Origin of the sequence: Rhodococcus sp. 7Tela_A2, assembly GCF_049311045.1 — a bacterium.
Lineage (GTDB): Bacteria > Actinomycetota > Actinomycetes > Mycobacteriales > Mycobacteriaceae > Rhodococcus.
In genome coordinates this window covers 1-5,870 of the sequence record NZ_JAXION010000177.1, presented here as the reverse complement: position 1 = coordinate 5,870, position 5,870 = coordinate 1, and the positions used below count along the sequence as shown (strand labels likewise).

Below are 5,870 nucleotides of genomic sequence, written 5' to 3'. Positions count from 1 at the left end.
GGTGGTTGGGGGGCGGGCCCCGGGGGCGCCCCGGGGGGGCCCGCGGGTCCCGGGGAACGCCCTCATCCGGGGACGGTGTCGTTGAGTCCGGGGCACCTGCCGACTGTCGGCCCGGACGAAGTCGCGCGTTTCCCTTCGCACGGAGTTCTGCTCGACGCGCGGTCGTCGGCCCGGTTCCGTGGCGACGAAGAACCCGTCGATCGCCGGGCGGGACACGTTCCGGGCGCGGTCAGTGCGCCCACCACGGAGAATCTTCGCGACGACGGGTCGTTCCGCCCGCCGGATCAGCTCGCGGCGCGTTTCGAAAGGCTCGGTGTCACCGGCGGCGACGTCGCCGTCTACTGCGGTTCGGGCATCAACGCGGCCCACGAGATCGCGGCACTGGCGATCGTCGGGATCGACGCGGCCCTGTATCCGGGTTCGTGGTCGCAGTGGGCGGCCGATCCTCGGCGGCCCGTGGCGACCGGCTAGATCCCGGGCGTAGGGGGCGGCACGACGGATCCGCACGCACGTTCCATTGTTCCAACTTCTGTGTAAATTCGGAACAATGACGCATTTCGTACGGAGAAGTGTTGCCTTGTCCCTGAGTGCGGCAGCCGTCGCGGCTGCGGTCGCCGGAGCGCCGGCCGTGTCGGCAGCGCCCGCGGCACCCGCGCCGTCGGCCTGTGTGTCCACGGTCCCCACCGCCGACATCGCTGCGCTCACGGACCCCGCGGGGATCGAGACCTTCGACGACGCCAGGTCCCGTATCGCCGCGTTGCGGGAGGTGCTCACTCGTAGCGACGACTACCGCGGCACCTTCGTCCTCGCATTCGACGAGATTCTCGCGCTCACGGAGCCGACTCTGGACTCCGGCATCTACGACGACCCGGCGTGGGCGAATGCGCTGGCGGTCGAGGTGGTGCGGCTGTATCTGGCGAATCTGCACGAGCACGTCACCGGCGGTACCCCGGCGGCGCATTGGGCGGAGGCACTCGCCGAGACCGAGCGGTGTGACCGCAGCCCGGGCCGCGTCCTGGTCGGCGCCGTCGTCGCGCACCTGGTGATCGATTTCCCCGAGGCGCTCGTGACCATCGGATCCACGCCCGAGCACACCCGGGACTTCTACACCTTCGGTGGTGCCCTGGTCGATGCCGCGCCCGTCATCGCCGACGAGTTCGAGGTCACCTACGGCACCGATCTGCGTCCGTTCTTCACCGGGTGGTTCGTCGGTGATCTGCTGGGCGAGACGGAGACGACCACCTTCATGTTCCAGTCGGCGCGAACAGCGGCGTGGGTCAACAGCTTCGGACTCCAGAACCCCGACACCCACGACCTCACCCGGCTCGAGATGAACGTGGCCTTCGACGCGGCGAACGTCGTGCTCGACGGGCTCGAAGCAGCCGGCACCATCTGAGCGACCGCCCCCGGCCACGGCCGTCGAGGGTGAGCGGTGGTGGTCAGGACCGTGAGTACTCGGACGCGCGCCTCACCTGATCCGGTGTCGGTGTGACACCCGTATAGAGGGCGAACTGCAGCGCCGCCTGGAGGGCGATCACCTCGTCGCCGGTGATCACCGGGATCCCCTGCTCGCGGGCGAACCGGACGAGGGGCGTCTCGGGCGGCACCGCGACCACGTCGAAGACGACGGTGGCAGCGGCGACGACCTCCTCCGGGACGGGGAGACGGTCGGCTTCCGGCGCACCGGCCATGCCGACCGGCGTGGCGTTGACGAGCAGGCCCGGCCGTGTCGCGGAGGCTTCCGCACGCCAGTCGTATCCGTACTTGCGGGCGAGAGGGCGGCCGGTGCGTTCGTTGCGCGCCACCACGACGCCCTCGGCGAAACCGCTGTGCCGCAGCGCCGCCGTGACCGCTTTCGCCATACCGCCGCTGCCGGTGATCGTCACCGGCAGTGAGGAATCCACGGCGTGGGCCGCCAGAAGATCGGTCACCGCTTGGTAGTCGGTGTTGTAGGCATGGAGGATGCCGTCGTCGTTGACGATCGTGTTGACCGACTCGATCGCGCGTGCGGAATCGTGCAGGACGTCGACGAGCGGCAGGACCGCTTCCTTGAACGGCATCGATACCCCCGCGCCGCGGATACCGAGTCCTCGGATTCCGGCGACCGCGTCCTCGATATTCGTGGGCGCGAACGCCTTGTAGACGAAATCGAGTCCGAGTTCGTCGTACAGGTAGTTGTGGAATCTGGTTCCGATGTTGCTGGGGCGGCCCGACAGGGAGATGCACAGGCGGGTGTCCTTGGTGATGCGCGAGAGCATCCCTCCACCGTAGTGGTGGTGTTCGGCGCCGCTACGACAACCACATGAACACGCCATTCTCTTTTCGCGAGAATCGTATATGCTGCGGCCATGGGAGACGACCTCGGTGCCGGTGGGTTGAGATTCGAGCGGGAAGGCGCGATCGGCTGGTGCATCATCGACCGTCCCGCGGCCCGGAATGCTTTCACCCCCGCGATGTACTACGGCCTCAAACGGGCGGTTCGGCTGGTCAACAGCGACCCCGACCTCGCGGCCCTGATCATCACGGGCGTCGACGACGTCTTCGCGCCCGGCGGTGATCTCGGCGGCCGGTCCGAACCCGGCGACGATCTGCCCGAAGGGCTCGCCGGCAACGATGTGGTGCCGTTCCTGACCATCCGGGACAGCCGCGCGCCGGTCATCTCGGCGGTCAACGGCATCTGCCAGGCCGGGGGACTGCTCGTCGCGATGATGTCGGATATCGCCGTGGCGAGCGAACGGGCCACCTTCCGCGTCCCCGAACTGCTGCGCGGCATTCCCGACGCGACGTTCGCGGCGGCGCTGCCCGCCCACGTCGGAATCGCGGCGGCGCGTGACCTGCTCCTGTCCGCGCGTCGCTTCGACGCCGCAGAGGCGCTGCGGCTCGGTGTGATCTCACGCGTCGTGCCGCACGACCAACTGCGAGAGGCCGCGCTGACCGCGGCACGCGAGGTGCTGCAGACCGCGCCGCTCGCGCGCGCCCAGGTCAAACGCATGCTCAACGAGCGGTACGGGCAGTTCGACTATCAGACGATGTTCGGGTCGCTCGAGACGTCCCCCGAACCGCGAGAAGGCATGCGCGCCTTCATGGAAAAGCGTGACCCCGAATGGATTCCGCAGAATCTCCCGGCATAACCGAGCCCTGATCTCCCGGCGTCGTCGCTGCGGCCGGCGGAACATGTCGCTGTCACGGGTCGGGGCACGACCCGGCGGCGTCCGCCAGCGCGCGATGGTCGCCGGAGGTGACCGGTAGTCCGTATCGCACTGCGACAGTGAGGTATCGGCCTGCGAACCAACACCGATATCGCGCGGCCGGTGGCATCCAGTGCGCGGGGGTGTGGTCGCTCTTGTCCTCGTTGGCCGGTCCGTCCACCGCGACGAGGTTGTACGCGATGTCGTTGGCGAACTGTCGCCGCAGATCGGCCGGCCACCGTGCCGCGCCGAAATCCCATGCGGCCGCCAGCGGGTAGATGTGGTCGACGTGGACGGCGCGCGCCTCGGAACGGCGAAAATCCACGCGCGCACCGGTGTACGGATCGTGGAGAGTTCCCGAGACGACGACGCACGCGTCGGTGCCCGGACGGAACGCCGGTTCACGGAGGTCGCGTGCGAGCACGTTGTTCCGCGTGTCGCACCCGTCGTGACCGCCCTCCCCGGGGGGGGGCGGCGCCCCCCCCCGGGCCCCCCCCCCCCCGGGGGGGCCCCCCCCCCCCCCCCGGGCCGAACACGCATCCTTCGCCCGGCCCGCAGCCGCGCTCGTATCCGCTTTCCCGCGGCCGGTCCGGCCACACGGTCACCTGTCCGAGCAGTGCCGCCAGTTGCTCTCGCGGCGGGCTACCGGGCACCGGGTCGTCGGCCGGATCGGAGACGCTCCGGAACCAGGACGTCCCGATAGCCGCCACCACGACCCATATCCACCACTTCGTTGCGCGTCCCCCCGGCACCACGGCATGGTGACAGCGCGCACCGACAGGGGGCTACCGGTCGGCCGGTGCGGTGAGAACCTGTGGACCGTCGTCGGTGATCGCCACGGTGTGTTCGCTGTGCGCGGTGCGGGAGCCGTCGGCGGAACGGATGGTCCAGCCGTCCGGGTCGAAGACGATCTCGTCCGTGGTCGGTGTCCACCACGGTTCGAGTGCCAGGGTGAGGCCCGAGCGCAGCACGAGGCCGCGTCCGGCGCGGCCGGTGTTGGAGACGTGCGGGTCTTCGTGCATGGTGCGGCCGAGGCCGTGGCCACCGAACTGGGTGTTGACGGGATAGCCGTATTCGGCGGCAACCGCGCCGATGGCGGCCGAGATGTCGCCGAGCCGGTTGCCCGGCTGCGCGGCGGCGATACCCGCCGCGAGTGCGCGTTCGGTGGACTCGATGAGGCGGCGATCCTCGGGCCTCTCGGTTCCGACGACGACGGTGCGTGCGGAATCGGCGACCCATCCGTCGATCGAGACGGCGATGTCCATGCTGAGCACGTCCCCGTCCTGCAGCACGTAGTCGTGCGGCAGTCCGTGCAGCACCGCGTCGTTCACCGACAGGCAGATGACGTTGCGGAACGGACCACTCCCGAACGACGGCGCGTAATCCCAGTAACACGACACGGCTCCGCGCTCGGCGATCAGATCGCGCGCCCGGTGCTCGAGGTCGAGGAGGTTGACACCGGGCGCGGCTCGTTGCGCGAGGTCGTCCAGGAGGCCGGCGATGAACGCGCCTGTGGTGCGCATCGCGTCGATCTCGCGCGGGGTTTTCAGTTCGAGCACTGCACGTGTCCTTCCGGAAGGGCTTGTCAATCTTGGTATAAAAATACCAGACCCGGATCGTTGTTCGGTATTTTCATACCGGACCCGTCGTCCGACGCGACTCCGATACGCTGGCATCCATGGTGCGTCTCCCGTTGTCACCGCAACAACTCGCCGCCGGTAAACGGCTCGGCGGGCTCCTCCGTGAGGCACGACGCGACCGCACGCTCGCCGACGTCGCCGCATCCGCGGGGATCTCTCCGGAAACGCTGCGGAAGATCGAGACCGGCAGGCTGGCGACACCCGGGTTCGTGACCGTCGCGGCACTGGCGCGCGCACTCGCGCTCCCACTCGACGACCTGGCGCGGGTCTGCCTCGACGCCGAGGAATTCGAGGACGCCGCTAGATCGAGCGCCGGTCGCCGACCGCCGCGGGGAAACGCGCGGCGCTGATCGATCCCACGGTGGCCCCGTCGTGTCCCACGATCCACGACCCGCCCGTCTCCGAGCACTCCGCGATCTTGTCGAACACATTGAGAAGGAAGAAGATCGCCTCCTGCGACGACGCGGTGGTCGCGAGCCGGTGCGACTCGCCGGTCCTGGTGCCGTCCAGCCACACCCCGCAACGCCCGTCGAGGCGAAGCGTGGTCACGTGATCCCAATCGACGAACCCGTACTTCACCTGTTCCCACGGCGTGCGAGTGCTGGGCGTCTGTTCGAGAACCTGCACCAGAATGGACATCGCGGCTCCTCGGGGGTTCGGATGTGTACCGACCAGTGTGCTCCACGTGTTCGGTGCCCGACCGGCAGTTGCGGTGCGAAAGCGAGAACCCTGCCATGAGCCGCCCGGACGCGGCTGGCACCATGGAGGGCATGTTGCACGGGCTGTGGTCACCGGGATCAGGCCTGATGCTGTGGCGAGATCCCGCGGTCGACGCCGACGACGAGGCATTGCCGTCGGCCCTGCGGCGATGGATCGACCGGCCGTTCCGGCACCGCGTGGAATTGACGCTCCCGGGTGACGCCGCGCCGCGAGTCGTTCCCGCCGTGGCTGTGGCGCCACCCGACGCCGCCGCACTCCTCCTCGATCTCCCGCCCCCGCCCCCGGGGGGGGGGGGGGGGCCGCGGGCCCCCCCGGCCCGGGG

8 protein-coding genes and 1 pseudogene are annotated in these 5,870 nt (G+C 69.5%); 5 read left to right on the top strand and 4 right to left on the bottom strand.

The features are described from left to right. Positions 1-75 precede the first annotated feature (75 nt). Together TVH25_RS20515 and TVH25_RS20510 are read left to right on the top strand one after the other, a co-directional pair. Positions 76-471 carry a sulfurtransferase gene (locus TVH25_RS20515; RefSeq protein ID WP_422425348.1) on the top strand — a complete coding sequence of 132 codons (396 nt, stop codon included), beginning with the start codon at positions 76-78 and terminating at the stop codon, positions 469-471. A gap of 76 nt (positions 472-547) precedes the next feature. Next, positions 548-1,396, top strand: coding sequence for a DUF5995 family protein (locus TVH25_RS20510; RefSeq protein WP_422425347.1), 849 nt, complete (start codon positions 548-550; stop codon positions 1,394-1,396). A gap of 43 nt (positions 1,397-1,439) precedes the next feature. Here TVH25_RS20510 and TVH25_RS20505 read toward each other — a convergent pair whose 3' ends face one another. Continuing rightward, positions 1,440-2,258 (bottom strand): shikimate 5-dehydrogenase, encoded by an 819-nt coding sequence (locus TVH25_RS20505; RefSeq protein WP_422425346.1) that lies wholly within the window; start codon positions 2,256-2,258, stop codon positions 1,440-1,442. Positions 2,259-2,348: 90 nt separating this feature from the next. On the opposite strand from TVH25_RS20505, the gene TVH25_RS20500 reads away from it, so the two are divergent. After that, positions 2,349-3,131 carry an enoyl-CoA hydratase/isomerase family protein gene (locus TVH25_RS20500; protein WP_422425345.1) on the top strand — a complete coding sequence of 261 codons (783 nt, stop codon included), beginning with the start codon at positions 2,349-2,351 and terminating at the stop codon, positions 3,129-3,131. Positions 3,132-3,183: 52 nt separating this feature from the next. On the opposite strand, the gene TVH25_RS20495 is transcribed toward TVH25_RS20500, so the two are convergent. After that, the gene (locus TVH25_RS20495) at positions 3,184-3,612 is read right to left on the bottom strand and encodes an HNH endonuclease family protein (protein ID WP_422425344.1); all 429 of its coding nucleotides are present in this window, start codon (positions 3,610-3,612) and stop codon (positions 3,184-3,186) included. 361 nt (positions 3,613-3,973) lie between these two features. Beyond that, positions 3,974-4,747, bottom strand: a complete 774-nt coding sequence (gene map, locus TVH25_RS20490; RefSeq protein ID WP_169652770.1) for a type I methionyl aminopeptidase — start codon at positions 4,745-4,747, stop codon at positions 3,974-3,976. A gap of 119 nt (positions 4,748-4,866) precedes the next feature. Here map and TVH25_RS20485 point away from each other — a divergent pair, with 119 nt between their 5' ends. Then, complete coding sequence (locus tag TVH25_RS20485; RefSeq protein WP_422425343.1) at positions 4,867-5,178, top strand: helix-turn-helix domain-containing protein; 312 nt, start codon at positions 4,867-4,869, stop codon at positions 5,176-5,178. Here the strand turns inward: TVH25_RS20485 and TVH25_RS20480 are convergent. Further along, positions 5,129-5,467 (bottom strand): hypothetical protein, encoded by a 339-nt coding sequence (locus TVH25_RS20480; RefSeq protein ID WP_422425342.1) that lies wholly within the window; start codon positions 5,465-5,467, stop codon positions 5,129-5,131. The two genes, TVH25_RS20485 and TVH25_RS20480, sit on opposite strands and share 50 nt — an antisense overlap. A 95-nt stretch (positions 5,468-5,562) precedes the next feature. On the opposite strand from TVH25_RS20480, the pseudogene TVH25_RS20475 reads away from it, so the two are divergent. Further along, a pseudogene (locus tag TVH25_RS20475) lies at positions 5,563-5,870 on the top strand (ATP-dependent helicase); the annotation flags it as partial.

Coding starts and splice junctions, on each gene's coding strand:
- TVH25_RS20505 (WP_422425346.1), bottom strand. CDS start 2,258: ATGCTCTCGCGCATCACCAAGGACACCCGCCTGTGCATCTCCCTGTCG.
- TVH25_RS20480 (WP_422425342.1), bottom strand. CDS start 5,467: ATGTCCATTCTGGTGCAGGTTCTCGAACAGACGCCCAGCACTCGCACG.
- TVH25_RS20500 (WP_422425345.1), top strand. CDS start 2,349: ATGGGAGACGACCTCGGTGCCGGTGGGTTGAGATTCGAGCGGGAAGGC.
- TVH25_RS20485 (WP_422425343.1), top strand. CDS start 4,867: ATGGTGCGTCTCCCGTTGTCACCGCAACAACTCGCCGCCGGTAAACGG.
- TVH25_RS20510 (WP_422425347.1), top strand. CDS start 548: ATGACGCATTTCGTACGGAGAAGTGTTGCCTTGTCCCTGAGTGCGGCA.